This is a genomic window from Ectopseudomonas oleovorans (assembly GCF_029845265.1).
Lineage (GTDB): Bacteria > Pseudomonadota > Gammaproteobacteria > Pseudomonadales > Pseudomonadaceae > Aquipseudomonas > Aquipseudomonas oleovorans.
In genome coordinates, this window is the sequence record NZ_JAOCLK010000093.1 from 1 (window position 1) to 3,423 (window position 3,423).

Consider the following 3,423-nt stretch of genomic DNA (forward strand, 5'->3'; position numbering starts at 1 on the left):
TTCAACCTTGGGTACCCGGCGCGCGCCAGGAGTTGACGTACTCGGCCACGTCCACCGCGCCGGCGGCATCGGCCACTTCCAGGGCGCGGCGGGTGTCGATCATTACCGCCACCTCGTCGATGAAGGTGGCCGGATCCTCCTGGCTCTTCTTCAGCGCCTTGGGGTGTGGCCCATGGGGGAAGCCGCACGGGTGCAGGGTGACCATGCCCTGCTCGATGTTGTCGCGGCTGAAGAAGTTGCCACGGTGGTAGAACAGCACTTCGTCGTAGTCGTCGTTGTTGTGGAAGAACGGCACCTTGAGCGCGCCGGGATCGGATTCCACCGGGCGCGGGGTAAAGGTGCAGATCACGAAACCGTTGGCGACGAAGGTGGTGTGCACCGATGGCGGCAGGTGGTAGCGATGGCTGATCAGCGGGCGAATGTCGCGCCAGTTAAGGCGTACCACGGTGTTGTCACCGTGCCAGCCGACCACATCCAGCGGGTTGTACGGGTAGGTCACGGTACTGATCTGATTACGCCGCTTGATCCTGATCTGCCAGGTGTTCTCGTCCTGCTGCGCCTTGAAGGCGTCATCGATATGCGGGTGCTCCAGCACCGCCGCATCGAAGATCGCCTGCGGGCCGAGCAGGCCCTTGTCCGGCAACTGGTAGGCGCCGTCGGTGTTCTCGATCAACAGGAAGTAACTCGGCGTGCTGGCCTCGATACGCCAGGCGGTGCCGCGTGGGATCAGCAGGTAGTCGCCGTCGCGGTACTGCAGATGGCCGAAGTCGCAGTAGAAGTGCCCGCTGCCTTCATGCACGAACAGCAACTCGTCACCATCGGCGTTGCGCACCAGATGGCGCATGGCGCCGTGGGTGCGCCAGACGCGCAGCTTGACGTCGGCGTTGTGCAGGGTCAGCGGCGCCGCCAGCGGGCAGTCGCGCTCGCTGGGGATGTCGTTGAAGTTGAACGCGTGCGGGCGCAGCGGGCCTTCCCAGTCGATCCAGCCGGTGGGCAGATGCTTGTGGTGCAGGTGTGCGGTGGGGCCGAAGAAGCCTTCACGACCCATCTCGCGCTCATAGGTGCCCTGCGGCAGGTCGCAATGCGCCTGGCGCGAGCACTCGCCTTCACGCAGGGGAAAGCGAATCCATTGGCGGCTCATGGCATCACTCCTCGGAGATCACACCGCGACGCAGCTGGTCTTCCTCGATCGACTCGAACAGGGCCTTGAAGTTGCCCTCGCCGAAGCCCTGATTGCCCTTGCGCTGGATGATCTCGAAGAAGATCGGGCCGATCACCGTGTTGGTGAAGATCTGCAGCAGGATGCCGTCGTCCCCAGGGGCACCATCGATCAGGATGTTCAGCTCGCGCAAGACATCGGTCGGCTCACCATGGCCGGCGACGCGGGTGTCGACCTTCTCGTAATAGGTGTCCGGCGTGGTCATGAAGTCCACGCCGTTGGCACGCAGTTGGCGCACGGTGGCGTAGATGTCGTCGGTGGACAGGGCGATGTGCTGAATGCCCTCACCGTGGTATTCGCGGATGAATTCCTCGATCTGCGACTTGTCGTCGGCTGACTCGTTGATCGGGATGCGGATCTTGCCGCAGGGCGCGGTCATGGCGCGGGAGAACAGGCCGGTGAGCTTGCCTTCGATATCGAAGTAGCGGATCTCGCGAAAATTGGCGATACGCTCGTAGAAACCGGACCAAACGTCCATCTGCCCACGACGCACGTTGTGGGTCAGGTGGTCTATGCATTGCAGGCCGACGGCGTTGTCGTTGGCACTGCGGCCTTCGATGTACTCGAAGTCGACGTCGTAGATGCTCTTGTCGCCGCTCTCGTTGGAATAACGGTCAACCAGATACAGCAGGGAACCGCCGATGCCCTCGACGCAGGGAATGTTCAGCTCGCCGAAGTTGGCGTGGCTGCCCACCAGCTTGGCGCCCTGCTGCTCGACGTAAGCAGCGGCCTGAGCGGCGTTCTTCACCCGGAAGGCCATAGCGCAGGCGCTGGGGCCATGCTTCTCGCCGAAGGCGCGCACGTGGCCGGTGGGGCTGCCGTTGAGTACGATGTTGATGTCGTTCTGCTGGAACAGCCAAACCTCTTTAGAGCGATGCTTGGCGGTCTCGGTAAAACCCATGGCGGTGAACAACTGGCGCAGTTGCTCGATGCCTTCGGCATTCGGTGCGGTAAATTCGACGAACTCGAAACCGTCGGTTCCGATGGGGTTGTGCTGCTCGATCTTGGCCACGGCGGTCATTTCGCCTCCTGATTGTCATTGTTATGGCAGCCGCACGAATGCGTTGCGGACAACCTCATGACAACCGAGCGCAGACGCGCTCTCAAGATGGCTTGCGACACTTAGACACGTTAGCCGCGCTCAGCAGTGGCAAATTTTCCTTACGCCTTTCAGGCAAGGCAGGCAACGCCCTGACAACCGTAAAATAATCCTTACACGACGGTCAGTCGGCTTGCCACTGTCACTCAGCTTGGGCGTGAGAATGTGTAGGCCCGTTCGACCCTGGCCACGCGAGCTGGGCGTGGCCCTGTTCGAGAAAAGCCGGCGTGGCTACGAACCCAGCGAAACGGCCCGCGCCCTGGCCGAACAGGCCGAGCGCGCCGAGCAGGCACTGGATGCTGCACGGGTAGCGCTGGAACTGGGCAAGCAGGTGGTCAGCGGCACGGTACGCCTGACCTGCACCGATGCGGTACTGGGCAGCCTACTGCTGCCGGCACTGGCGCGCTTCATGCCCAGCTACCCGGCGCTGGAGCTGGTGACCTCCAACGACTTCTCCAACCTCAGCCGGCGCGATGCCGACCTGGCCCTGCGCCTGACCAACGAGCCGCCTGAGCACCTGGTCGGCCGGCGCCTCGCCAAAGTGTCTTACTGGGTCTGCTCCCGTGATGACGGCCAGGATCGCAGCGACCTGGCACGACAGAGCTGGATCGCCCCGAACGAGGCGATGCCGGAGCACGCCACGGCGCTCTGGCGCCTGCGCGAGTTGCCGGGCGTCACCCCCAACTACCGCTGCAGCAGCATGTACGCCGTGGCGCAGCTGGCACGCGCCGGAGTGGGCGTCGCCGCCCTGCCCGACTTCGTGCTGCGCGCCCATCCCGAACTCAAGGCACTCGGCCCGCCGCTGGCCGGCTGCGACACCGAACTCTGGTTGCTGACCCGCCCGGACTGCCGCGCCTTGCGTTCGGTGCAGACGCTGTTCGAGAAATTGAGCGAAGCTCTGATGAGCCATGGCTGAGGTAGAGCGTCGCCGCTGAAGCGCCTCCCACAGAGCGGGGGCAGCCGGTCATTGCAGCAGCGAAACCTTGTGGGAGGGGCTTTAGCCGCGACAGTCCAGGAAGCTGTGTAGCCCAATGCAATCCGGGGACATTGGTTGCGCAAAAGAGCATCGCGGCTGAAGCGGAATACCGCCCAGCCGCTCCTACCT

Annotated in this window: 3 protein-coding genes; 1 reads left to right on the forward strand and 2 read right to left on the reverse strand. The window is 63.6% G+C overall.

The features are described from left to right. Position 1 precedes the first annotated feature (1 nt). Entirely contained in the window at positions 2-1,141 is a 1,140-nt protein-coding gene (locus tag N5J71_RS22160) for a homogentisate 1,2-dioxygenase (RefSeq protein ID WP_279917659.1), read from the reverse strand. Between the two features lie 4 nt (positions 1,142-1,145). Beyond that, on the reverse strand, positions 1,146-2,240 hold the full coding sequence (gene hppD / locus N5J71_RS22165) for a 4-hydroxyphenylpyruvate dioxygenase (protein WP_003461803.1): 1,095 nt from the start codon (positions 2,238-2,240) through the stop codon (positions 1,146-1,148). Between the two features lie 187 nt (positions 2,241-2,427). Here hppD and N5J71_RS22170 point away from each other — a divergent pair, with 187 nt between their 5' ends. Next, the gene (locus N5J71_RS22170) at positions 2,428-3,234 is read left to right on the forward strand and encodes a LysR family transcriptional regulator (RefSeq protein WP_394298102.1); all 807 of its coding nucleotides are present in this window, start codon (positions 2,428-2,430) and stop codon (positions 3,232-3,234) included. The last annotated feature ends 189 nt before the right edge of the window (positions 3,235-3,423 follow it).